The organism is Pseudolabrys taiwanensis (genome assembly GCF_003367395.1).
Classification (GTDB): domain Bacteria; phylum Pseudomonadota; class Alphaproteobacteria; order Rhizobiales; family Xanthobacteraceae; genus Pseudolabrys; species Pseudolabrys taiwanensis.
Window position 1 is genome coordinate 3,777,141 of sequence record NZ_CP031417.1, and the last position, 21,387, is coordinate 3,798,527.

The window sequence follows — 21,387 nt, forward strand, 5'->3', positions numbered from 1 at the left end:
TGGTGCTCGGGATTGAGCGGATATCGTCGCCACGGCAGCCCTTGATCAGCCGGGCGACGAAGGGCGGCGTTATGGCAGACGCGCCGCCTGTTGACAACTGAATGCTCGCGCCTGAGCCGCAGAACGGTTGCGTCGAACGTCATTGCACGCCAGAGGCCCAGCGCTGTGGCTATTCGCAATGATTTTAGAGGTATTCCGGGGTTGATCCCAAGGATACCTCGGCCTATAAGACCAAAACTAGCACAAAATTGGACCATGGGGTGACCGGCCCGCGCGCGGAAGGAGAACTATTGCTATGAATATCGTCAGCTATTCCGAGCTGAATAAAGGAAAGATGGACTTTTCCGACCTTTATACATCGACAGATCCAAGGGAATACTTCAAGTACTTGGGGCAGCTAGACTATATTATTCCGCATTTAGCGCAGCCGATCTTCCGCCAGCTGATCCGCAGCCGCCGGGCGCTTCAGGACCGGCCGGTAACCGTGCTCGACCTCGGCTGCTCCTACGCCATCAACGGCGCCCTGATGAAATATGCCGTCGGCTACGAGCAGCTTCGCCAGCGCTACACGGCGCCGGCCCTGCAATCGCTCAATGGCGAGGAGATGCTGGCGCTCGATGAGGCCTATTATCGCGCCTGGCCGAAGCACCCCGACGTCCGCGTCATCGGCCTCGATATTTCGGCCAATGCGGTCCGCTACGCGGAAGGCTGCGGCATTCTCGACCATGGCCTTTCCATCGATCTCGAAAACCGCGACCTCACCCCGGCTGAAGCCGAGCTGCTGTCCGGCGTCGATCTGATCGTCTCGACCGGCTGCGTCGGCTACGTCACCCAGAAGACCTTCCGGCGGCTGATTGAGGTCATGCGCGATCCGTGGGTGGTATCCTTCGTCCTGCGCATGTTCCCCTACGACGGCATCGTCGCCACCCTGGCCGAGCGCGGCCTCGTCACCGAGCCCTATGAAGGCGCCACCTTCGTCCAGCGGCGTTTTGCCAATCGCGAGGAGATGGAGGCCACGGTGCGGGCGGTCGAGGCACGCGGCATCGACTCCTATGGCTGCGAAACGGACGGCTTTTACCACGCCAACCTGTTTCTCTCGCGTCCGCAGGCGGAGATCGACCGCCAGCCCATTCAGAAAGCGATCTCGGTGGTCAGCGGCGCCAACAAACTCTGGAATGTCAGCACCAATGTGCTGGGAAGCTTCGGTCCCGCGGTGCTGAAACGGGCGCGGGCCGAGCGCCCGACGCGCCGGGCGGCGGCGGCCCGCTAAGCCAATAAAAAAAGCGCGCCGCAAGCTCCCGCTTGCGGCGCGCTCATTTCAGTCCGGCAATCTCAGCGCGGCGCCAGCAGCATCACCATCTGGCGGCCTTCGAAGCGCGGCTCGGACTCCACCTTCGAAAGCTCCGCGACGTCTTCCTTCACGCGCTGCAGCAGCTTGTAACCAAGCTCCTGGTGCGCCATTTCGCGCCCGCGGAACCGCAGCGTGATCTTGACCTTGTCGCCTTCCTCGAAGAAGCGCTTCATCGCGCGCATCTTCACGTCGTAATCGTGATCGTCGATCATCGGGCGGAGCTTGATCTCCTTGATCTCGACGACCTTCTGCTTCTTACGGGCTTCCGCAGCCTTCTTCTGCGCCTGGAACTTATACTTGCCGTAGTCCAGGATCTTGCAGACGGGCGGCGCTGAATTCGGGGCGATCTCGACCAGATCGAGACCTGCGGCCTGCGCCATTTCTAGCGCGGCTTGAATCGGCGTGGGGCCATGGTTGTGGCCTGTGGCATCGATCAGCTGTACCTCGCGGACGCGGATCTCCTCATTGACGCGCGGACCGTCCTTCGGGGCGGGCTGCGCAGCTTTCATCGGACGACGAATGGCTACCTTCTCCTCTTGCTGTTTCAACTAAAGCGGTGAATCTAAAGCGTCGGCTTCCGGTGCGGTCAGCGGACCGCCGGAAAGCGAGAGATTGGTACAAACGGCGAATAAGTCAACGCGCTTCCATGGCGCGGGACGCCAAAAGACGCAAAAATCAAGCGCAAATTGTTCAGATCCCTGCCCTTTTGCGGGCAGCGTCGGCTGCACCGAGGTCGCGGTAGATGCGCAGGATCTGTTCGGCGACCGTGTCGCGGTCGAAATGGCCGAGCACCCAGTCGCGCCCGCGCTGGCCGAGCATGGCCCGGTTCGGCTCGGGCATCGCGAACAGCCGCAGCAAAGCGGCGGCAAAGGCCGCATCGTCTCCGGATTGGAAGCGCAGGCCGGCCACCCGGCTTTCCGGCACGGACGGCGCCGTCAGCACGACGTCGGGGCCGGCGGCAAGGTCGGAGACGATGACCGGCCGCGCCATTGCCTGCGCCTCCAGGATCGCGCGCGGCGCGCCCTCGGGCTGCACGGCGGCCGAAGCGACCACCGCGGCCGCCGCGTAGGCCGCCGGCATGTCGGCGACCGGCGCCGCCATGCGGATCACGTCCATGGTGCCGGTGGCCAGCGCCAGGTCCCACAGCTCGCCCGTATAGTGCGTGCGGCCGCGATCCTCGCCGACGAACACGAACAGGAAGTCCTTGAGGCCCATTTCCTTGAGCCGCTTCGCCGCCTTCACCGCGAGCGTGTGGCCCTTGCGGCGCAGGATGCGGCCGGTGATCAGGATCACTTTCGTGTCGCGCGAGACGCCCCAGACGTGCCGCATCGCGTCGATGCGTTCCTGCGACACGCGCGTCGGATCGAAGCGGTCGAGATCGATGCTGCAAGGAACGACAGCGATCTTGTCCCAAGGCGTGCCGTAGCGGTCGTTGATCAGCTGCGCGATCTGCTCGCTCGCCGCCAGCACACGATCGCCGCGCGCCATCACGCCGTTATAGTAATGCTTGAAGACGTTCTGCTCGCGAAAGCCCTTGAACCAGCTCGTCAGCACCGGCACGCGGCGCGGGCGCGCCGCGATGCAGGCGCTCCAGGCGGCGGAGCGGCCGAACACGTGGATGGCGCCGACCCGTTCGTCGTGCACGAGCCGCATCAAGACGAACGCGTTGCGCAGCATCACGGCCGGATTGTTACTGCCGACGTCGAGCGGCACGAAGCGCGCGCCCATCGCCGAGACATCCGCGACGAGACGGCCGGCCTGCGAAACGACGATGGCGCGATAACCGGCTTGCGCGAGCACGCGCGTCAATTCGACCGCGCCGGCATCGGATGCGCCGCCATCGAGCGTCGGCGTAACGATGAGCACGCTGAAGGTCCCCTCGCCGCCGCGGCCATCCGGACGCGCGACGTCGCGCAGCATCGGCTGCGGTCTTTTCGGCGCTTCGGAGACGGGCAGGCTTGACATGCGCTCAGCAACCTCGAATTTCGAACTTGGCCGAACCGTCGGACGACGTGCGTCAACGTGGCAACACGTGAATTCGCAAAGGCTGCGCCGACCGCATCGTTGTTCCGCGAAAAGCGGCGATGATCCAAGTCAGGCGTCGCGAGCCAGAACCGAGGTATAAACCCCACGGATGGCGTCGGCAACGCTCTGTGGGGAGAACATGAACTCGGCGAATTGACGCGCGCGCGCGCCGAGGGCCTCGTAAGCCGTGGTATCGAGCGCGAGCGCGGCGCGCACCGCGCGCGCCAGTTCGCCCGCATTGCCCGGACGCACCACCCATCCGGTGCGCAATGCCTCGCGCATGCGTGGCGGCGCCAGCAGATTTTCCGGCAGCATGCCGATCGCGGTCGAGACGACCGGGCGGCCCACCGCCTGGGCTTCCGAAACCGCGCGGCCGGTGAGCGGCGGTTGCAAAGCCGGCACGACGACGACATCGGCGGCGGCGAGCGCCGCCGGCATGTCGGCGCAATGACCGATGAAACGGCAGAGTGTGTCGATACCGTGAACCTCCGCGCGACGGCGCAGCGCGTGCGCATAGCGCAAGTTGCTGCGGTCTTCGCCGGCAAAGACGAAGGCGATGTTGCGATCGCTCTCGGCGACGAGAAGCCGCGCGGCATCGACCATGCCCATCTGGCCATTCCATGGCGCGACGCGGCCTGAAACGAGCACGACGCGCACATGCGGCAAGACACCCCAGACGCGCCGCATCGCCGCAATGCGGTCGGAAGTGATCGCGGCGGGATTGAACGCGGCGGTGTCGACCGCGCGCGGTATGACGGTGATCCGCTGCGGCGCGATCTTGTAGCGCTCGATCATCGCCACCGCGACGTAGCTCGACGGCGCGATCACGCGGCCCCCGCGCGCCAGCGACGCGCGGTACATCCGGCGCGGTAAATTGTCCGCGGTGAGACGATCGGGAAACGACGTCACCAGGAAGACGGGCTGGCGGCGCGTCGCCTGCAAAGCGCTCCAGGCCGCGCCGGCGCTCTGGGCATGCACGATATCGATGCGCTGACCCGCGATCAGCGAGGCGAGGAGGCGCGCATTCTTGCGAATCCGCAGCGGATCGATGGTGTCGTTCACCATATGCAAGAACTCGCCGCCCGCCGCGCGCAACTCGCCGACCAGCGGGCCGTCGTCGCCGGCGATGACGGCCCGCGCGCCGGACTTCAGCAGCGTCACGGCGATATCGATGGCGGCGTGACCGGCGGCATCGTCGCGCAGGGCCGGCACGATCTGGAGAATAGTGGCGCCGGCGAGCGAGCGAGGCTGAGGCGGCCAATTCAACGCCACCCCCTTGCGCGCGAGGCGCGCTTGCGGCGACAAGATGCCCAACCAGCCATCATCCCTGCATAGGCCTGAAGCGACCATGAGCGAGGCGCGCCTGACGACGCTGACGATAGAATCACCCCCACCCGCAAGGACCATCGCCGTGCGGCTGCGCGAGGGCAAGAGCCCTCCCGGCCTGTTCTGGCTGGGTGGCTTCAAGTCCGACATGAAGGGCACCAAGGCCGCCGCGCTCGATGCCTGGGCGGCCGAGAACGACCGCGCCTGCCTGCGCTTCGACTATTCCGGTCATGGCGAATCCGGTGGCGCCTTCATCGACGGCACCATCGGCCGCTGGCTGGAAGAAAGCATCGCGGTCTACACGCAGTTCGCCAAAGGCCCTCAGGTCGTGATCGGCTCATCGATGGGCGGCTGGCTTGCATTGCTGTTGGCAGCGCGATTGCACGCGCTGAAGGGATCCGCGCCGCTGGCCGGCATGGTGCTGATCGCGCCGGCTGTCGATTTCACCGAGGAACTGATGTGGAAGCAGTTCTCTCCGGCGATCAAAAAGGAAATCGAGACGAAGGGCTTCTGGACGCGCCCGTCCGCCTATGATGGCGAAGGCTATCCGATCACCAAGGGGCTGATCGAGGACGGCCGCAAGCACTTGATGCTCGGCGGCCTGATCGAGACCCGCTGTCCGGTGCACATCCTACAGGGCGTGCAGGACCCCGACGTGCCCTGGCAGCATGCGCAGGAGCTGGTCACGCGCCTGGCACGCGAGGACGTGGTGCTGACCTTGATCAAGGATGGCGATCATCGCCTGTCGCGTCCCGAGGACATCGAGCGGCTGATCGCGGCGGTGAAGGAGTTTTAGCTGGCGTATGTTTGTTCGTTCGTCCCCGCGAAAGCGGGGACCCAGTTCTTAAGCTCTTGCCGGACGCCCCTAGGTTCCCGCTTTCGCGGGAACGAACGGAGTTGGTGGTTGCGCGTCACGTCCTAAAGACCCGCTGCAGCCCACTCTCCTTTGACGTCGTCATCGTTGTCGTGGCGACTCAGCTTCTCAAGCTCTTCGCGCGTCACCAACTGGCTCAACGCCCACACCGCCGCGCCGCGCACCAGCGGCGACTCGTCGCCAAGCAACCGCTCGGCTTCAACGGCAAGCGACGCGTCGCCCGAATTGCCGATCGCGATGAGCACATTGCGCACGAAGCGATCGCGGCCGATGCGTTTGACCGGGCTCTTGGAGAACAGCGCGCGGAACTGCGCATCGTCGAGTCGCGACAGCTCCGCCAAACCCGGCGCGCGCAACGCATCGCGCGCGGCGAGCTTCGCCTCGCGGCCGACCTGCGCGAACTTGTTCCAGGGGCACACCGCGAGACAATCGTCGCAGCCATAGATGCGATTGCCCATCAGCGGCCGGAGATCGCGCGGGATCGGCCCTTTGTGCTCGATGGTCAGATACGAAATGCAGCGGCGCGCATCGAGCCGGTACGGCGCGGGAAATGCCGCGGTCGGACAAACGTCGAGACAGGCGCGGCACGAGCCGCAGGTGCCATCCATCGGGCCGTCGGCCGGCAGTTCAAGCGTCGTGAAGATCGAGCCGAGGAACAGCCAGGAGCCGTATTGGCGTGACACCAGATTCGTGTGCTTGCCCTGCCAGCCCAGGCCCGCGCTGGCGGCCAGGGGCTTCTCCATCACCGCCGCGGTATCGACGAACACCTTCACGTCGCCGCCCGCCTGCCTGACGAGCCAGCGCGCGATCTCCTTCAGTCGCTTCTTGATGATGTCGTGGTAGTCGTCGCCCTGGGCGTAGACCGAGATCGCGGCGCGCGTACGCTCTTTCAAAACCGCGAGCGGGTCCTCATCCGGCCCGTAGTTCATGCCGAGCATGATCACCGACCGCACTTCGGGCCACAGCGCCAGCGGCGATGCGCGCCGCGCCGCCGTCTCAGCCATCCACGTCATGTCGCCATAGGCGCCGTCGGCAATGAAGCGCTCGAGCCGGACCTTGGCTTCGGGCACCGCGTCCGGCCGCGTGATGCCAATGCAATCGAAACCGAGGAGGCGCGCCTCCCCGGTCAACGCCAGCCTGATCGCTTCGGGATCGGTCAGAAGTCGAGATCGGCGTAAGTCGCCGACGCCGGAATGCCGGCCAGGGTCTCGCCCAGCAGCGGACGGAACGACGGGCGGGACTTCACCCGCGCGTACCAGTTCTTCGCTACCTCGTCTTCGTTCCACGGCACTTCGCCCAGATAATCGCAGACCGACAAATGCGCCGCCGCGGCGAGATCGGCCAAGGTGATCTCGTTCCCGGCAAGGCAATCGCGCGTGCGCACCAGCCAGCCGATGTAGTGCAGATGATAGCGGATATTGCGGCGGGCCGCGCGCAGCGAGTCGGTGTCCGGCGGTCCCCCGCCCTGCTCCCGCGTCATATGACGCTTGAACACGCGCTCGAGGGCCAGCGGGCCGCTGACCTCCTCGTGAAACTTATCGTTGAACCAGTTCGCCAGCCGGCGCACCTCCACCCGCGCGCCGATCGATTCGGGCAACAGACGGCCCTCGATCAGATCGGCGGCCTGGGTCTCCTCAATATATTCGGCGATGATCCCCGCGCCCGGCACGGCCGGCTGGCCATCCGCCACCAAGACCGGCAGTTCGGCTGCCGGATTAAGCAGGAGGAATTCCTCGCGCCGTTCCCACGGGCGCTCCTCGATCAGCCGGACGTCGATCCCATACTCATTGAGAATCAGGCGCACGTAGCGTGAGCGTGGACAAAGCGGGTGTTGGAACAACGTCAGCATGAAATGGCCGGAGTAAAGCGGCCGCGACGGCCGCACGCACGAGAATCGGTGGATGGCACTATAGGTAGACGCCCCGTCAGCGCAAATTGGCCCCAGCTACGCCTTTTTAATTTGCCTCGATAAGTCCGATACGCCAAAAGCCCTCCATTCCTGCACGAATCGCGCATCGGCCCCCGCGGCGAGCGAGATCTCCGGAGCCAAACTCCCATGAATTTAGACGCTATCAAGGCGGCCCTTGTCGGTCTGAGCGGGCCGCATATCGACATGGTCAAGGCCGCAGTGCTCGGCGTGGTCGAGGGCTTCACCGAGTTCCTGCCGGTATCATCCACCGGGCATCTGTTGCTGATGGAACACGTGCTCGGCTGGGGCGACGATGCCTTCGGCAAGTCTTTCGCCGTGCTGATCCAGCTCGGCGCCATTCTGGCGCTGCTGACCATCTATTTCGGCCGCCTCCTGGGGCTGGCCAAGAACATGTTCACGGATTGGGCAGCGGCGCGTTTCGTCATCGGCGTTCTGCTCGCCTTCCTGCCGGCCGCCGTCATCGGCGCCATCGCGGGCTCTTACATCAAGCAGTATCTGTTCGACGTCCGCATCGTTTGCATCTCGCTCATCGTCGGCGGCTTCGTGCTGATCTGGATCGACCGCATGGCGCTCAAGCCGCGCTATCTCGACGCCACCGAGTTCACCTTGCCGATGTATTTCGGCATCGGCGTCATCCAGTGCCTGGCGATGATCCCCGGCGTCTCGCGCTCCGGCGCGACCATCGTCGGCGCGATGCTGTTCGGCGCCGACCGCCGTTCGGCCGCGGAGTTCTCGTTCTGGCTGGCCATGCCGACCATGGTCGGCGCCTTCGCCTATGAGGCTTATAAGAGCCGCGCCGACCTGATGCACGGCGACATCACGCTGATCGCCATCGGCTTCATCGCCTCGTTCATCTTCGGCTGGATCGTGGTGAAGACGTTCCTCGGCTACGTGCAGCGCCACACCTTCGCGGTGTTCGCGTGGTGGCGCATCCTGCTCGGCAGCTTCGGGATTTTCGCGCTGTATTTTATGTGAGTGCTTGATCGGTCTTCGGTGCTCGCGACCGAAGCCTCTCCACCGTCATGCCCGGGCTTGACCCGGGCATCCATGATGCATTTCCCCGCATGAGAGCCGTACGTCAGGCGAATGCGGCGCGGCGTCATGGATTGCCGGGTCAAGCCCGGCAATGACCAAGTGGAGATGCCGTGCGTTTGACGTGCGCTTACGCTCTAAACCGTCGGCTGCGCGCGGAACTGGCCGGTCTTGCGGAAACGCCAGAGATAAGACGGCACGATCGCTTCCAGCGAATCGGGCGTGATGCCGATGCCGGGCAGCGTGCGGCCTTCCTTGATCGCCTGCTCCGCGACGACGTTGTCGACGCGCAGCGATTCGACCTGGTCGGGCGTGATCATCGGCGTCGGCATGAACTGCGCGACATAAGCCGGGATCTTCGCCGCGAAGAACGGCAGCGGCAACAGGATGCGCTTGCGCTCGATGGTCGCGAGCACGAACTGCATCAGCTCCTTGAAGGTCTTCACTTCCGGACCGCCGAGCTCGTAGGTCGCGCCACCACGCAGCGTGCCGTCCACCGCGTCCGCGATCGCGCGCGCCACGTCGCCGACGAAGACCGGCTGGAAGCGCGTCGCGCCGCCGCCGACCAGCGGCAGGAACGGCGACATGCGCGCCATGGAGGCGAAGCGGTTGAAGAAGTCGTCCTCCGGACCGAACATGATCGACGGCCGCACGATCACCGCCTGCGGCTGCGCCGCGAGCACCAGCTTCTCGGCCTGCGCTTTCGAGCGGCCATAATGCGAGGGCGAATTCTCGTCGGCGCCGATGGCGGAAACCTGGATCATCGAAGCGCCGTGCGCCGTCGCGGCCAGGGCCACCTGCTCGGCACCGTAGGTGTGCACCGAATCGAATTTCTGCCGGCCGCGCTCGAACAGGATGCCGACCAGGTTGATCAGCACATGGGCGCCCCGCGCCGCGGCCTCGACCGAGGCGGCGTTGCGCAGATTGGCCTGTACCACGTTGATCTGGCCGACGCGGCCGAGCGGCTGCAGATGGCCGGCGAGTTCCGGCCGCCGCACGGCGACGCGGATGCGGTAATGGCGCTTGGCCAGCGCGCGCACCACATGGCGGCCGAGGAAGCCGGAACCGCCGTAAACCGTGACCAGGGTGTCGTAAGGACTGCGTGCGGTCATGCCGCTCTCGCTGAATTTCGGGAGGGATCTCGTCGAACCGGGCAATACAGGATCGGTCGGGGGCTGTACAGGGGCGTGGGCGGGAAGAAACCCTCAATTGACAAGGCGAACGCGGCTCCGTACCTATCGCCCCGCCTGTGCCCAGGTGGCGGAATTGGTAGACGCACTAGTTTCAGGTACTAGCGGGTAACACCGTGGAGGTTCGAGTCCTCTCCTGGGCACCAAAGAGCTCCTAGCTCATTGAAATCAATAAATTTTGTGACCTTTCAGTAGGTTGCGGCCGCCCGAGTGGTACACAAGGGTGGTCCACATGCCTCTGCCGATGACGCGACCTTTCAAGCATCCGAAGACCGGAATCTATTGGCTCCGCAAACGCGTGCCGGCGCATCTCCAAGAGCTCGTCGGCAAGGTCGAAGAGAAGCTAAGCCTTAAGACCCGGGAACCCGGCGAAGCCAAGAAGAGGCACGCCGTCGCGTTGGCGGCCTTGGAGCAACGCTGGGAAAACCTTGCCGCCGGGCCGCGGCGGCTGACGGAAAGAGAAGCCCATGACCTCGCCCGCCCGTTGGCGGTCGAGTGGCTAGCCCTCTATGAAGCCAACCCGTCCCAGCAGGATTTCTGGCCGATAGGCCTCGGTGGGGTCCTGTGGGCCGACCCGCCTGTGGATTTAAGTTTGAGCACGGCGGATCTCCTCCGAGCCACCCCAGAAGATTCCAAGCGGACCCAACTGCGCGACTGGTGCTTTCGACAAGCAGACCAATTGCTCACCGCGAACGGTCTTAGGGCGGCGGCCGAGGAAGATCGAAAGGTCCTGGCCGTTGCCGTATCGGCAGCAATGCAGCGGGCGAGCGTTCAACTCGAACGCCTCAGTCGCGGAGAGCTCATAGAGCCGCAGGCCACCACCGCAGCCCCCGCACAACGGCCGGCCACCCTACCGCTCGTTCGGTTTGACGACCTCCTCAAAGGATGGATCGCGGAAACCCGGCCCGCCAAGAAGACCCAGTACGAATGGACACGGGTCGTCGGACAACTCCAGAAATTCCTAGGCCATGACAATGCTGCGCGCGTCACGGCAGAGGACATCGTCAGGTGGAAGGCTGAGCTTGTCGCTCAGGAACTAAGCCCCAAGACCATCCGTGATGCGAAGCTTGCCCCGGTCCGGGCCGTTCTGCAGTGGGGCGCAGATAACAAGCGCATTTCCCAGAACCCCGCCGCAGGCGTTTCAATTGACGTCCGACAGCGCGCCCTGGAAATGAAGCGCGGCTTTTCTGAAACGGAAGTAGCAGTTGTTTTGCCGGCGGCTCGCTTGGAGGCAAACCCCGTTTTGAGGTGGCTGCCCTGGCTTTCAGCGTTCACCGGGGCACGAATTGCAGAGCTGAGCCAGCTTCGGCGCGAGGACGTCGTAACGATCGAGGACGTTTGGTGCGTGCGAATCACTCCCGAAGCCGGGCCTCTAAAGACGTTGAGTTCCGAACGGATCATCCCGCTCCACTCCGCTCTGCTTGCAGAGGGCTTTCTGGATTTCGCTCGCACGGTGCCTTCAGGACCGCTTTTTACGCAGATCAGACCTGACAAGTTCGGGAGCCGCGGCGGTAACGCCACGAAGGTCTTGGGCCCGTGGGTAAGATCGCTCGGAATCGTCGATGAGCGAATATCGCCTAACCACTCCTGGAGACACCGCTTCAAGACGCTAGCCCGCCGCCACGGTCTCGCAACCGACGTGGTCGACGCTATGGTTGGTCACCAACGACGGACCGTCGCCGACAGTTACGGGGAGTTTCCAGCCTCTGCGCTGCAGCGGGAATTGGAGAAAATCCCCTCTTTGAGTTTTTGAACTTGCACGCGACGAATGCAGCTGTGGCCGCATTGGGTAACGTTTTCCTGTTTCATGAAGGACTACTAGAGGCAGGTGGTTGTCCGTAGGGCACGGTTGACGTGAATGGCGTAGCTCTTGCCTTGCCAAGGTCGAGGTCGAGGTCGAGGTCGAGGTCGAGGGTTCGAGTCCCTTCGCCGCTCCAGTCAAATCAGTGCTTTTCGCGATTTTTCCGGCGAAAGCTTTTTCTCAAAAGTTGCAAACAAAGATTCAAAATCGGCCGGGCGGCCAAAGTTGCAAAGCTATGCCCGTTGCCGATTGGACTCGCTCGGCACGCTGAAGGCCAACCGGACGCGGCGCGATCCGCAACGCGGGCACTTCAAACGGCTTTCGAGCCGGGCCAATGGGAAGTCACGGCCGCGCGTCCATAGCAGTGTCGCCAGATCAAGCTCAGCACCATAGACGCATTCGCGAACGCGCTTCATGCCGTCATGCGGTCCCCACGCGCATCGGACATTCACACGCCAACCGTGATCATAAGCTTCACCTAGGGACTCGACAGCCATTAGAACAAAATGCGAACCTTGGTCGAGCCGATCACTAGGGACCGCCAAAGTACAACTTGAAGCTTCAGAACGAGGGCTACACATTATCGTCCGCTACAACTCCGGGAGCTAATAATGTCGGACCAACTTTTTCAGCATTCTTTGCATGGGTGGTGGCAAAACGTTTTACGAGCGGCAGCCGATGACGTGAACAACCTTGATCGAAAGTTTTTTTCCGATCCTGCGCTGGCTGGCGAACTTCAGAGGATTGTCGAAAAATATTCACTCGATGTTGCGCGCATTGATCGGGAAGCAATCAGCGCAGATGCACGAGAAGAAGAATTTCAGGGCTCCGACTACGGTCATCGATATACCGGCAAGCGCAGCCTCCTTGATGTGGAGATTCCATTCTCAGGCGATCTCGATTCGTTTCGGCTATCGCCCTCGCGTGCCGCAGTGATTATGCAGCGCATCAGCATCGGCCGGGACTCACTCAAATTTACAATTCCTGACGATCAAAATGCGCAACGCGAAGTCGATACAGTAATGACCCAACTGAATCAAAATCTCGATAAGATTCGCGCCGAATATGAGCAAGCTAAACCTCAGTTAGGTCAGACCATTCAACAGATGGCAGATTCGCGCAAAGCGCAAATTGCGAAAGAAGCAGAACGCGACAAACGGCTATCCTTCAAAGTAAATCGCTAACGGCACGGGCGCTGTTCCGATGATTCACGATGGCGAAGCTATGCGATGGACGAAAATAAAAAACTAGACGGCGTGCCGGAATTGCCGCAAGGGGCAAAAGGCGGCAAGACGACGCGCGGCATTTTAAATGCTGTCAGCGGCGCAATCCCATTTGCAGGCGGACTATTGTCGGCCGCAGCAAGCGCCTGGTCGGAGCGCGAACAGAATCGCATCAACGAATTTCTACATCATTGGATTGAAATGCTCGCCGCTGAAATGCACGAGAAAGAGCAGACTATATTGGAGATCACTGCACGCTTGGATATGCGGGATGAAGAAACGGCCAAGCGAGTCGAAAGTCCGGAATATCAAGCATTGCTCAGAAAAGCATTTAGAGATTGGGCGGGAACTGAAAGCGAGGAAAAACGAGTTCTGATTCGCAATCTGCTCGCCAACGCAGCATCAGCTACACTCGCGAGTGACGACGTGATAAAGTTATTTCTAGAGTGGATAAAAGACTATTCTGAACTGCACTTCGCAGTAATAGGCGCGGTCTACAATAGCGCCGGAATTACGCGCGGCAGCATTTGGCGAAAACTGGGCCGCCCCATTGTTCGTGAAGACTCTTCGGATGCCGATCTTTTCCGACTTTTGATTCGTGATTTGAGCACCGGTGGAATAATTCGCCAACATCGCGAGACTGATTACGCGGGACATTTTATCGCTAAGCGGTCCCTACGCACTTCAACATCGAAGGGCGAAACAAAGGCTATGAAATCAGCTTTTGATGAGGAAGAACAATACGAGCTGACTGCACTAGGCGACCAGTTTGTTCATTACGCCATAACGGATTTGCCGCCAAAATTGGAATTCAAGCAAGCTAGCTCTGCTGACTTTAATGAGACGGAGAAAGAACTATGAGTGACGAAAATCCATGAAAGCCGGGCGACGTGGTTCAGGTCGAATCCGGTGGGCCGCCAATGACAGTAGCGGGAGAAGACCAGCTCGGAATGGTTATATGCGAGTGGTTCGTGGAGACGAATTAGAAGACGGGCACTTTTAATCATCCTGTCCCGAAAAAATATGAACCGCCGACCCGAGGACCAATCTATGTCGAGCGAAGATAACTCATCCGAAGAGGTTTGAATGAGGTCGCGACGGAGGCAATTACGAGCTTTAGCGCTTTGTGCTTTTTGTCTCCTATCAGAGGGTGCGTTCGGAGCTTGCGGCGAAAAAGGCGGCCCCGGCTATCGGGGACCAAATGGAAAGTGCGTCGGATGGTCCGCACTCGCCAGAACATGCGGCAACCCTCCGACGCTGCGCTGCACCCCCGAACTTGCTCAGCCGGAAGCTCCTGACGCCGCGAAAAAAGGTTCGCAGATTCGAAGTTTTATGGATGCTGCGCATGAGCGCGCCAAAGAGGCAGGAAGGTAGAATGGGTTGGCGAGCTTGGGATGCCTACGAGTCTGATGCCGAAGCCCGACGCCGCGCGTTGCCGTGGCGCGCGCGATACAATTGGCGGAATGCTCTTGTCTTTGCCGGCTTTGCAGCGTTGCTCGGCGGCTATTTCTATTTTTCATATCTACGTTAGAGATATTGATAGAAACAAATGGACGACGCGTTCAAAAACAAGCCGGAAGACTTCATTAATCGCGGAATTCGCGCGGGTGTCGGTGCATTACCGGTCGCTGGAGGGTCGCTTGTCGAATTCCTTGCATTTGTGATCGGCGACCCCTCCCAAGAGCGACACGATGACTTTATGAATGAGACGCTTCGGCGTTTGATGGCTTTAGAAAGCAAATTTGAACAAAGAACCGGAAAAAGAAATTAAGCCGTGAAACTAGAGTTCTGGCAATTCAAATATGAGTTTGATCGAGACGACGCGAAGATCGTCATTCCGATCTTGCTTCTGGTTTTGGCCCTTTGCTTTACTAAGCTAAATCCAATTATTCTAATTGGCTTTGGTGCAATCTATTATTTTGTCTATTTCTTTGCAGACGACGCGGTTGAGTTGGTCAATACGCAATTACGAAAAAGACGAATGCGTTGCCCAAGATGCAAAAGCAGAAACGTTTTTCTACAAGGGTATGACGGATATAATTCTGACGAGCACTATGGCTACTATCTTTGCAACGATTGCAGCACAACGTCGATTTTGATTGAAAACGGGCTAATGGACGTCTCATCTAGGAAAGCGGCTGAGGCGGATTTCTAGGGACTTCCCACACAAAAGTGCGAGGACAAATCCCCGCCAAACAGAACAATTTTCACAAAGTCTCGTCTTCAAATTCATCGAAAGGGTTTGGCAGAACGCGTCGGGCAACGAAGAAGCCGACTATCGGAACGCCCGGAAACCTCTTTTCCAAAACCGATTTCACCGCGCGGAAATGTGTTCCTGCCGTTAGAACATCGTCTACTATAGCAATGCGTTTTAGAGCCGGTTCGGCCTTCGTCTCGTCAATTTGGTAGACTGCCAAAAGATCTTCCACTGTCGGTCTGTCACTGCTTTCATGCGCAGCATTCAGCGACTTTGTTTGAATGACAAGATCGCGAACATCGACCGGACTGGCGCTAGGTATTGCCTGACAGACTTTGTGAATTCGGTCGTCATAATCCACATCCCCCACCGCTTTCGAAGGAGGAACCGGAACTAGAGTCGCGCCGTCAAGCCACTTAGAATTGATAGCTTCACCAAAATCCTTTGCGCAAGCCCTCATAGCCTCATGCTTATATTTGTACTGAGGCGTATTCGCCAGCGACGGCTTTTTCTTGAGATTCGAAATCAGGCTATTCGTTGCGCTGAATTGGTAATTTTTGCCTGAAGTGTATTCGTACAAAAAATAACATTCATCATCTGGAGTCAGATGGAAGTGGTCTGGGCGATTTTGATCGTCGATTTTCTGGAATCGCGCGGTCAACCTAGGGCTTTCCAAATATCATCTAGCTCTCTGACGCGAATTGCACCGCGACTTTCGAAAGTCGCAGGCCACGTCAGATCCCTACGCTCAAAAAGCGAGTTTAAAATAAATAGTTTTCGCCCCTGATGCAATGCGGCGCGTGCCTGCGTCAGCGTTCCCGAGGTTTCTCCCGCTTCAACAATGATCGTGGCGTCCGTTAGGGCGCTCATCGTGACGTTTCTTTCGGGAAAGAAAAGTCTGTTCTGTGGGACTGCTTGCTTCGAATACCGAAGCACTGGCACTTGCGAAATCAAGAGGAATTCCCGCGCTATCTTTTTCTGAAGTTCCTTGTTTTCCGGGGGGTAGTACTGACCAAGTGGCGTCCCAATCACAGCTATCGTGCGGCCGCCCAACTCGATTGCTGTGGTGTGTGCAACGGTATCAATCCCATTCGCAAGTCCGGATACAACGGTGAAATGCTTTTCGACGAGCGCGCGGGAAATCCGCCTTGCGCGTTCCTTTCCTTCGTCCGTGGGTTCACGAGTGCCAACGACCGCGACGCCGCGAGTTTCCGACAATTCCCAAGCGCCTTGATAGTACAAAACCTCAATGGGGTGCTTTGCGTCTCGAAGCCGCTTTGGATAGTCGCCCGCATGATTGATGCGAACGCCAAATTGATCCACCCCATTTCCTTTCAGCTTTGCCAACACCTGCCTCGCGCACTGGTCGGCCAAGGCAGGGCTAATGAAATCGGAAGGCAATGCCGTGGGATCGGCGGCAAAGCGTTCAGCAATTGTCTTAAAGGTCGCCCCTTTTTCCAACCAGAGAGCTTCATAGGCTCCAAGCTCCCGAAGGGGTGAAATAGGCTTCACCGCCGGACTGTTACTGTCATCGCGCTCGGCTAGAAGGTTTACAAGAGGTCCCATTTTTCAATCCTAGCCAACTGATTCGGTCCCCGCAAAGATGACTGTTGATGATTTAATGTGGGGTTGCGCGGCTAGTTCCGCCCGGAATCCGGCCGGCGTCCCAAATAGCCCAAAAGGACCGAGAAAGTCATTCCTGCCGGGCATTTGATGACCAGCAGCAAGAAAGGCATTTCGGCTCACCAGCTAAGCCGCATGCTCGGCCTGACCTACAAATCCGCTTGGTTTCTTGCCCATCGCATTCGTGAGGCTATGCGCCCGACTGAGTTCACGCCAATGGGCGGCGACGGCGAGACGGTCGAGAATGACGAAACGATCATCGGCAAGGTCGAAGGCGCGCCCAAGCGCATCACCCGTGGCGGCAGCCAGCACCGCAATATTGTCCTGACCCTTGTTGAGCGCGGCGGCGCCGCCCGTAGCTTCCATGTCGACGGCAACTGTCGGCACGCCCATTCCGATCATCCGCATGAACATCGTGCGCGAAAGCACGCTGCATACCGATCAGGCGTCTTGGTATCGCGGGCTCAAAGGTGACGTTGCCAAGCACGAAACGGTCAACCATGAGGCCGACGAATATGTGCGCGGCAATGTCACGACGAACACGGTTGAAGGCTACTATTCGATCTTCAAACGCGGCATGAGGGGCGTCTACCAGCACCGCTCAGAACGCCACCTTCACCGATATCTCAGCGAATTCGATTTCCGCGACTCCTATCGCGTCGCCTGCGGCTTTGATGATGCCGCCCGCGCCGCTAAGGCTCTCGAAGGCGCGAAGGGAAAGAGACTAACTTACCGACGGCCTAACTAAGGCGACCGCCGACATCTACACAGCCGCTATGTGGCCGACATGGGTTAGGCTCAAGTGAGCCGAAACCTTATGCGCCTATGGGAGGAAGGGTACGATTGCTGGCATACTTTTCTGCCACCGCGAAAAGTACCTCATAATTGGAACGTTTGAATTTGCCTTCGTACGGCGCGCCAATCAGATCGGCCATCTTTTTCAATGTCTCATAGTGCCTTGGAATGCTCTTTTCCAAGGCCTCAACGATGTCTGGAACAAAGGAGTTTTTCGCGGATGCAGGATCGGTGCGGCCATCCAAGACCGCCGCCGCCATGATCTTCAATTCGTTGAAATAAAGCTCTCCGGTGGTGGCGACGCTTTGAAAATCCGCCAAAGTTGGCTTGTCTGTTTTTAAGCAATACGCGCTAATCGCATTGGTATAATCTAGATATCGTCTCTCTCGCTCGCGCTTGTGCGCGTTACTATTTTCATACAGGCGCTGCTTGTGAGCGCTGCGTTCGCTCGCGCTCATTGCAAGCACTTTCACGAAGAAGCCCATCACCCCACCAGTGACGAATGTCACCACTGACCAGACATTCGGAGCGCCCAATAAGGTCAGAGCCTGGTCACCACTCATTTTTTATCGCCAGCCTGTTGCAGCAGATATGAAATGGTATCTGCCTCTGAGGCATAGAAGCGCGTCTGATAGTCGGGGAATAATTCTTTTGCGGCTCTGTCACCGGCCGCCTCTCGATCCATTCCACCGTTGATGTAAATCCGAGTTAAAGACGCCCAACGTTCACTTAATGACTCGGACGGCGCATTCGCCAATCCAAATTTGATCATTAATCCGTGACTGATATCCGCCATGACTTCCTCCCAAATGCCCAAAAGGTCCGTATCCCGGAAGACGACCGTTCTGGGCCCCAGTCAGCATCATAGCGATATTTGAAATCATAAGTAGAGAGGGGTAGTCGCCGCAGCCCACAGAAGCATTTACATGCTGAGCAGTGGCACCAGCGCCGTCCGCACGCGCGGGAGCACTCTCATTCCTTCTGGATATGCCGCTTTGCCCAATCCATCAGGGCCTCTGGATCGTCATTATCCGGAGTTGGCTCGATCTTGGGCTTTGATGCTTTTGGCTGCGGCGCCGTCTTTAACAGACGCAAAAGAACATCATCGCGCGTCGGTTTTCCGGGCTCTTTAGCCATGACTCAGGTCCCCACACAAACAAATAGCACTGATTCGCAAGGCGTTTCGCCGTGAACAGGGCTGTGCGCAAGCACATTTTGCGCTTGCGGAACTGCCGCGCGCGATTAGGAGTCGAAGGGCTAGGCTGGCGTTGGGGATGGGTTCGCGGCCCATCCCCGTACCAAAGTAGTCTAGCTGGCGCGCTGACGGCGCTGGGGGCGTGACGCCACCCCAAAGTACCCTCCGGCTCGGAGACGGAGGGCCCTACCCGGGCTACAGAAGGATCGTACGCCCGCTGTAGTCCGCAGCCCCGACGAGCGGGGCACCGGGGGCCAGTGGAGACGTCCGCTGGCCCTCACCTTTTCCGCCCGCAGGCGGCCTTGAAGAAAAGCGGTCCTGGACCCGCTTTAGTCACCTAAGACAACTTGTCCTAGCACGCGTATTCACAACACGTGAACGCCTGGTTCGCCTAGCCCTTTCGTGCATCGCACGCACAAATATTTGCAATCTGCGAACGGTATCCCATAACCTCATAATTCCGGTACGTTACCACCAGCAAGGACAGATTCGACCTCGACCAACTGCTTCACTCCGCCCGCGCTTTCAGGTATCCCCAAGAGGTTGCCGCCGACCCCGATTTGAGGGTGGACGAGAAGCGTGCCATCCTGGCCTCCTGCGCGTCCGGACGCCAACGCAGTGGCGACCTCTCCCGAGCTGCGCCAGCCTGACTACGGTCCGCGGATGCGTTGAAGGCGTTCGACCGTGAGGCGGCGGCAACTGTGGACTATCGCCGGTTCATCAACCGGGCCCGGCGTATCCGTGACTTGTCCTGGAGGAGTGGGACTGCGCTCGCTGCTGGTAAGCGTCATGCTCCTCGAAATCCTGATGGTGGCGAGCGTCGCCGTTGGGTGCTCAGCGGCTGGAGGCGTCCGGCTAAGGATAAAAGGGACGAGAAGAGAGGCGGCGAAGCATCCAGAGAGCATGTTAGAATTTCGCCTTGGGATAGCAATCGACGTCATCGTCGTTCCTGCAAATGCGCCAACTCCCAAATGCATCCTGACCTTCGTCCGGGGGATCGATCAGGCCGTCATTCTGAAGCATATCGCGAATACTTTTCATGAGGCTCTTCTCGTCGGGGTCATCGAACTTCACCCATTTGTTTTTGCCTAGGTTGGACCCATAGACTTCGATCTTGCCGAGCGCGCTTGCGGGCTTATCGCTGTCTGGTGCGACGACGAAGAAATAGAACCGGGTCAGATTGCGCGGGGTCGATTTCTGGGCCGGTATTGTGCAGGTCAACGAAAAGGTCCGCCGCTCGTCCTCTGAGCGATATGACACCGTGCCACTGCGGTAACGGACGCATGCCAAGGCGATGTCATTGGGGGTCATCTTGAGGGGACGAAGGTCTGGGTCGCCGCGGTCTGGGTCGCCAAAGAACATGAAAAGCGGGCTGCCGAGTACAGATACCGGTGGGGACCAGGCGCCGAGGAGAGAGGTAAGGGCTAGCGCTAAAAGCGTGCGTTTGAACTGGATCATGGTTAGCCGCCGATCAGTTTGGCCTTGAGGCCGTCGAATTCGGCCTGGGTAAGCGCGCCTTCGGCAAGGAGACGGTGCAGGCGTTCGAGCTCCTGGCCCATAGACGAAGGCAGCGGTGGCGGTTCGACAAGATGGACCTTCTTGGGGTCATTGATGAAGAGATTGAGCCCGGATTCACCGCCGCTCGGCGCTTCTTCCGGCCGATGAACGGCGTGAAGCGCCCAGGCCAAGGCGACACCCCAGCCGATGATGGTGCCGCCGAAGGCGAGATTGATGACGAGGATGACGTAACGGTTCGGGTGCCCGCGTCGAAACGCGACGATTGTGGGTAAGGCGTAGATCACGGCGACAGCGATGAGGAAGAGGATGAGGCCGACTTTGTCGGAAGTCATCGATCGCTCCTCTAGGCCGCGCGCAAGAAGATCGATACGACGAACGTCGCCACCCAAACGAAACCGTACGTTGGCGTCTGGCGGAGCCGCTGGGCGCGCACGAACAGGTAGACCGGCGCCAGGAGTACGGCGAAGAACGTGATCCAGGCTGAGTTGTATCCGGCCGCCTTGAGCTGCTGCTGGTCCAGCAGGCAGAGGATGGCGTTCGCCGCGGCGGGAATGATCCAGAGCAGCGCCGACGAGAGCTGGTGGTCTTCATACGGCGTCTTGCTCTGGTACCCGAGGATCATGGCCTCGATCAGGAAGTAGGCGAGCGGCGCAACGGCAAGCGCCCAAACGAAGCCATTGTTTATGTGGGTCGCGGCGACCGGCGGCGGTTCGTCGCGGAGAACCCCGCCAAGTTCGGATTTGGACAGCGGTAGCCAATCCGGGAGCCCTTTGCGCCAGACGGGGGTGTCGGCGTCGATGGCCTTGTCCGCGAGCAGAGCGTGTATCTCGGCCGCGGCGACAGGCCCCTTTCGCTGGCCGGACTGAGTGTAGAACCACGAAGTGTCGGTCGGAATGTCCGTCAAGTTTGCCCCCTTTTTTCGGTCTCACTCACTGATTCTTTGTTGGCCCCAAGAAGTTGCCTCGCGCAGGAGCCTGATTCCTAAATGGGGACTTATAGTGCGTGTTTTTATAGTCCGCTAGGCCCTCACCTGGAGGGATGAGAGCGGGCAAACTGGTGGGTTGGCATCTGCGTCGCCTGAGGGTCGGGATGGCCCTCTCGCAAGAGGCTTTTGCTGTAGACGCTGGCGTCGACCGGTCTTTCGTGGGGCGAATAGAGCGCGGACTTGAGAATCCTACCGTCGAGACGCTCGAAAAGTTTGCGGATGTGCTGGGGGTTCACCCTTACGAACTGCTGTTGCCTGTCAAGGGTAGCGACAAGAAGCCGGAGACCCTAAGGCGTGGACGAAAGAAGCAATAAATTGGCAG

General features: G+C 59.9%; 23 protein-coding genes, 1 tRNA gene and 1 pseudogene. 11 read left to right on the forward strand and 14 right to left on the reverse strand.

Annotated features, from left to right (window positions below):
• The first annotated feature begins 295 nt into the window (after positions 1-295).
• A complete protein-coding gene (locus tag DW352_RS17930) occupies positions 296-1,270 on the forward strand; it encodes an SAM-dependent methyltransferase (protein WP_115692619.1) in 975 nt (324 codons plus the stop codon).
• Positions 1,271-1,332: 62 nt separating this feature from the next.
• Here DW352_RS17930 and infC read toward each other — a convergent pair whose 3' ends face one another.
• The 3 genes from infC to DW352_RS17945 form a co-directional block, all read right to left on the reverse strand.
• Complete coding sequence (infC, locus tag DW352_RS17935) at positions 1,333-1,872, reverse strand: translation initiation factor IF-3 (protein WP_210210015.1); 540 nt, start codon at positions 1,870-1,872, stop codon at positions 1,333-1,335.
• Between the two features lie 169 nt (positions 1,873-2,041).
• Positions 2,042-3,316 (reverse strand): glycosyltransferase, encoded by a 1,275-nt coding sequence (locus tag DW352_RS17940; protein ID WP_245434163.1) that lies wholly within the window; start codon positions 3,314-3,316, stop codon positions 2,042-2,044.
• A 129-nt stretch (positions 3,317-3,445) separates the two neighbouring features.
• On the reverse strand, positions 3,446-4,642 hold the full coding sequence (locus tag DW352_RS17945; protein WP_162827026.1) for a glycosyltransferase: 1,197 nt from the start codon (positions 4,640-4,642) through the stop codon (positions 3,446-3,448).
• 82 nt (positions 4,643-4,724) lie between these two features.
• On the opposite strand from DW352_RS17945, the gene DW352_RS17950 reads away from it, so the two are divergent.
• Complete coding sequence (locus tag DW352_RS17950) at positions 4,725-5,498, forward strand: alpha/beta hydrolase (protein WP_115694475.1); 774 nt, start codon at positions 4,725-4,727, stop codon at positions 5,496-5,498.
• 122 nt (positions 5,499-5,620) lie between these two features.
• Here the strand turns inward: DW352_RS17950 and queG are convergent, their stop codons facing one another.
• Positions 5,621-6,835, reverse strand: coding sequence for a tRNA epoxyqueuosine(34) reductase QueG (gene queG, locus DW352_RS17955; RefSeq protein WP_115694476.1), 1,215 nt, complete (start codon positions 6,833-6,835; stop codon positions 5,621-5,623).
• Complete coding sequence (locus DW352_RS17960) at positions 6,733-7,425, reverse strand: glutathione S-transferase family protein (protein ID WP_115694477.1); 693 nt, start codon at positions 7,423-7,425, stop codon at positions 6,733-6,735. Before DW352_RS17960 ends, queG begins: the two co-directional genes overlap by 103 nt.
• A gap of 207 nt (positions 7,426-7,632) precedes the next feature.
• Here DW352_RS17960 and DW352_RS17965 point away from each other — a divergent pair, with 207 nt between their 5' ends.
• Positions 7,633-8,481: an undecaprenyl-diphosphate phosphatase gene (locus DW352_RS17965; protein ID WP_115692622.1), complete on the forward strand. Its 849-nt coding sequence runs from the start codon at positions 7,633-7,635 to the stop codon at positions 8,479-8,481.
• 194 nt (positions 8,482-8,675) lie between these two features.
• Here the strand turns inward: DW352_RS17965 and DW352_RS17970 are convergent, their stop codons facing one another.
• Entirely contained in the window at positions 8,676-9,650 is a 975-nt protein-coding gene (locus tag DW352_RS17970; RefSeq protein ID WP_115692623.1) for a complex I NDUFA9 subunit family protein, read from the reverse strand.
• 139 nt (positions 9,651-9,789) lie between these two features.
• On the opposite strand from DW352_RS17970, the gene DW352_RS17975 reads away from it, so the two are divergent.
• The 6 genes from DW352_RS17975 to DW352_RS26875 all read left to right on the forward strand — a co-directional run bounded on the left by DW352_RS17975 (position 9,790) and on the right by DW352_RS26875 (position 14,523).
• Positions 9,790-9,874, forward strand: a tRNA-Leu gene (locus DW352_RS17975).
• A gap of 86 nt (positions 9,875-9,960) precedes the next feature.
• Positions 9,961-11,481, forward strand: a complete 1,521-nt coding sequence (locus tag DW352_RS17980) for a site-specific integrase (protein ID WP_115694478.1) — start codon at positions 9,961-9,963, stop codon at positions 11,479-11,481.
• Between the two features lie 659 nt (positions 11,482-12,140).
• A complete protein-coding gene (locus tag DW352_RS26870; RefSeq protein WP_162827027.1) occupies positions 12,141-12,713 on the forward strand; it encodes a hypothetical protein in 573 nt (190 codons plus the stop codon).
• 45 nt (positions 12,714-12,758) lie between these two features.
• Complete coding sequence (locus DW352_RS17990) at positions 12,759-13,613, forward strand: hypothetical protein (RefSeq protein ID WP_162827028.1); 855 nt, start codon at positions 12,759-12,761, stop codon at positions 13,611-13,613.
• A 59-nt stretch (positions 13,614-13,672) separates the two neighbouring features.
• Positions 13,673-13,738 carry a hypothetical protein gene (locus DW352_RS27645; protein ID WP_425374663.1) on the forward strand — a complete coding sequence of 22 codons (66 nt, stop codon included), beginning with the start codon at positions 13,673-13,675 and terminating at the stop codon, positions 13,736-13,738.
• A gap of 563 nt (positions 13,739-14,301) precedes the next feature.
• Complete coding sequence (locus tag DW352_RS26875) at positions 14,302-14,523, forward strand: hypothetical protein (protein ID WP_162827029.1); 222 nt, start codon at positions 14,302-14,304, stop codon at positions 14,521-14,523.
• 436 nt (positions 14,524-14,959) lie between these two features.
• Here DW352_RS26875 and DW352_RS18005 read toward each other — a convergent pair whose 3' ends face one another.
• Both DW352_RS18005 and DW352_RS18010 read right to left on the reverse strand, forming a co-directional pair.
• Positions 14,960-15,610, reverse strand: coding sequence for a hypothetical protein (locus tag DW352_RS18005; protein ID WP_115692628.1), 651 nt, complete (start codon positions 15,608-15,610; stop codon positions 14,960-14,962).
• Complete coding sequence (locus DW352_RS18010; protein ID WP_115692629.1) at positions 15,607-16,515, reverse strand: DNA-processing protein DprA; 909 nt, start codon at positions 16,513-16,515, stop codon at positions 15,607-15,609. Before DW352_RS18010 ends, DW352_RS18005 begins: the two co-directional genes overlap by 4 nt.
• 123 nt (positions 16,516-16,638) lie before the next feature.
• Between DW352_RS18010 and DW352_RS27365 the strand changes: the two are divergent.
• A pseudogene (locus DW352_RS27365) lies at positions 16,639-17,320 on the forward strand (IS1595 family transposase); the annotation flags it as partial.
• A gap of 67 nt (positions 17,321-17,387) precedes the next feature.
• Here the strand turns inward: DW352_RS27365 and DW352_RS18025 are convergent.
• The 6 genes from DW352_RS18025 to DW352_RS18040 all read right to left on the reverse strand — a co-directional run bounded on the left by DW352_RS18025 (position 17,388) and on the right by DW352_RS18040 (position 20,984).
• Positions 17,388-17,930, reverse strand: a complete 543-nt coding sequence (locus tag DW352_RS18025) for a hypothetical protein (RefSeq protein WP_115692632.1) — start codon at positions 17,928-17,930, stop codon at positions 17,388-17,390.
• Positions 17,927-18,163 (reverse strand): hypothetical protein, encoded by a 237-nt coding sequence (locus DW352_RS26880; RefSeq protein WP_162827031.1) that lies wholly within the window; start codon positions 18,161-18,163, stop codon positions 17,927-17,929. Before DW352_RS26880 ends, DW352_RS18025 begins: the two co-directional genes overlap by 4 nt.
• A 176-nt stretch (positions 18,164-18,339) precedes the next feature.
• Positions 18,340-18,504: a hypothetical protein gene (locus tag DW352_RS26885; protein WP_162827032.1), complete on the reverse strand. Its 165-nt coding sequence runs from the start codon at positions 18,502-18,504 to the stop codon at positions 18,340-18,342.
• A gap of 964 nt (positions 18,505-19,468) precedes the next feature.
• Positions 19,469-20,020 carry a hypothetical protein gene (locus tag DW352_RS18030; RefSeq protein ID WP_115692633.1) on the reverse strand — a complete coding sequence of 184 codons (552 nt, stop codon included), beginning with the start codon at positions 20,018-20,020 and terminating at the stop codon, positions 19,469-19,471.
• Between the two features lie 2 nt (positions 20,021-20,022).
• Positions 20,023-20,412: a superinfection immunity protein gene (locus tag DW352_RS18035; RefSeq protein WP_115692634.1), complete on the reverse strand. Its 390-nt coding sequence runs from the start codon at positions 20,410-20,412 to the stop codon at positions 20,023-20,025.
• A gap of 11 nt (positions 20,413-20,423) precedes the next feature.
• The gene (locus DW352_RS18040; protein WP_115692635.1) at positions 20,424-20,984 is read right to left on the reverse strand and encodes a DUF4339 domain-containing protein; all 561 of its coding nucleotides are present in this window, start codon (positions 20,982-20,984) and stop codon (positions 20,424-20,426) included.
• Positions 20,985-21,169: 185 nt separating this feature from the next.
• On the opposite strand from DW352_RS18040, the gene DW352_RS18045 reads away from it, so the two are divergent.
• A complete protein-coding gene (locus tag DW352_RS18045) occupies positions 21,170-21,379 on the forward strand; it encodes a helix-turn-helix domain-containing protein (RefSeq protein WP_245434164.1) in 210 nt (69 codons plus the stop codon).
• Positions 21,380-21,387 lie beyond the last annotated feature (8 nt).

What these genes read in the sequence shown, in the direction of transcription:
- DW352_RS17990 (WP_162827028.1), top strand. Translation starts at nt 12,759, where the DNA reads ATGGACGAAAATAAAAAACTAGACGGCGTGCCGGAATTGCCGCAAGGG.
- DW352_RS17960 (WP_115694477.1), bottom strand. Translation starts at nt 7,425, where the DNA reads ATGCTGACGTTGTTCCAACACCCGCTTTGTCCACGCTCACGCTACGTG.
- DW352_RS26875 (WP_162827029.1), top strand. Translation starts at nt 14,302, where the DNA reads ATGGACGACGCGTTCAAAAACAAGCCGGAAGACTTCATTAATCGCGGA.
- DW352_RS26870 (WP_162827027.1), top strand. Translation starts at nt 12,141, where the DNA reads ATGTCGGACCAACTTTTTCAGCATTCTTTGCATGGGTGGTGGCAAAAC.
- DW352_RS17940 (WP_245434163.1), bottom strand. Translation starts at nt 3,316, where the DNA reads ATGTCAAGCCTGCCCGTCTCCGAAGCGCCGAAAAGACCGCAGCCGATG.
- DW352_RS18030 (WP_115692633.1), bottom strand. Translation starts at nt 20,020, where the DNA reads ATGATCCAGTTCAAACGCACGCTTTTAGCGCTAGCCCTTACCTCTCTC.
- DW352_RS17965 (WP_115692622.1), top strand. Translation starts at nt 7,633, where the DNA reads ATGAATTTAGACGCTATCAAGGCGGCCCTTGTCGGTCTGAGCGGGCCG.
- DW352_RS18045 (WP_245434164.1), top strand. Translation starts at nt 21,170, where the DNA reads ATGGCCCTCTCGCAAGAGGCTTTTGCTGTAGACGCTGGCGTCGACCGG.
- DW352_RS17980 (WP_115694478.1), top strand. Translation starts at nt 9,961, where the DNA reads ATGCCTCTGCCGATGACGCGACCTTTCAAGCATCCGAAGACCGGAATC.
- DW352_RS26880 (WP_162827031.1), bottom strand. Translation starts at nt 18,163, where the DNA reads ATGGCGGATATCAGTCACGGATTAATGATCAAATTTGGATTGGCGAAT.
- DW352_RS17950 (WP_115694475.1), top strand. Translation starts at nt 4,725, where the DNA reads ATGAGCGAGGCGCGCCTGACGACGCTGACGATAGAATCACCCCCACCC.
- DW352_RS18035 (WP_115692634.1), bottom strand. Translation starts at nt 20,412, where the DNA reads ATGACTTCCGACAAAGTCGGCCTCATCCTCTTCCTCATCGCTGTCGCC.
- DW352_RS26885 (WP_162827032.1), bottom strand. Translation starts at nt 18,504, where the DNA reads ATGGCTAAAGAGCCCGGAAAACCGACGCGCGATGATGTTCTTTTGCGT.
- DW352_RS17970 (WP_115692623.1), bottom strand. Translation starts at nt 9,650, where the DNA reads ATGACCGCACGCAGTCCTTACGACACCCTGGTCACGGTTTACGGCGGT.
- DW352_RS18025 (WP_115692632.1), bottom strand. Translation starts at nt 17,930, where the DNA reads ATGAGTGGTGACCAGGCTCTGACCTTATTGGGCGCTCCGAATGTCTGG.
- DW352_RS17930 (WP_115692619.1), top strand. Translation starts at nt 296, where the DNA reads ATGAATATCGTCAGCTATTCCGAGCTGAATAAAGGAAAGATGGACTTT.
- DW352_RS18010 (WP_115692629.1), bottom strand. Translation starts at nt 16,515, where the DNA reads ATGGGACCTCTTGTAAACCTTCTAGCCGAGCGCGATGACAGTAACAGT.